The sequence below is a fragment of the Mesorhizobium sp. M7A.F.Ca.CA.004.12.1.1 genome (assembly GCF_003997835.1).
Taxonomy (GTDB): domain Bacteria; phylum Pseudomonadota; class Alphaproteobacteria; order Rhizobiales; family Rhizobiaceae; genus Mesorhizobium.
Map to the genome: position 1 here is coordinate 1 of NZ_RZRK01001480.1, position 508 is coordinate 508.

At 65.7% G+C, this 508-nt stretch carries 2 protein-coding genes; both read left to right on the forward strand.

Going from position 1 to position 508, the window contains the following annotated elements; genetic code table 11:
* Nucleotides 1-226 (forward strand): non-canonical purine NTP pyrophosphatase (locus EN984_RS37125; protein ID WP_281057399.1); only part of this gene is annotated, 226 nt, incomplete at its 5' end.
* Nucleotides 223-508 (forward strand): radical SAM protein (locus EN984_RS37130; protein ID WP_348630252.1); only part of this gene is annotated, 286 nt, incomplete at its 3' end. The genes EN984_RS37125 and EN984_RS37130, both read left to right, overlap by 4 nt.

The following is a 508-nucleotide window of genomic DNA, read 5'->3' on the forward strand; positions in this document are numbered from 1 at the left end:
GGCCGAATATTATCGCGGTGAGGCCGAAGGCACGCTGGTCTGGCCACCGCGCGGCGAACTCGGCTTCGGTTACGACCCGGTCTTCCTCCCCGACGGCTTCGAAAAGACCTTCGGCGAAATGAGCGCCGAGGAAAAGCACGGCTGGAGGCCCGGCCAGCCGACGGCGCTGTCGCACCGCGCTCGCGCTTTCCAGAAGTTCGCTAAAGCGAGATTGGGCTCGGCATGAGCATCCTGCTCGACCGGACGCCCGGCTTCGGCGTCTATGTTCATTGGCCGTTCTGCGCGGCCAAGTGCCCCTATTGCGACTTCAACAGCCATGTCCGCCACCAGCCGGTCGATCAGGACCGCTTCGCCAGTGCCTTCGAGGCCGAGCTGGCGACGATGCGCGAACGCACCGGGCCGCGCGAGGTGACCAGCGTTTTTCTCGGCGGCGGCACGCCGTCGCTGATGAAGCCGGAAACCGTGGCCAGGGTTCTTGACGCCGTGGCGAAGAACTGGACTGTGCCTG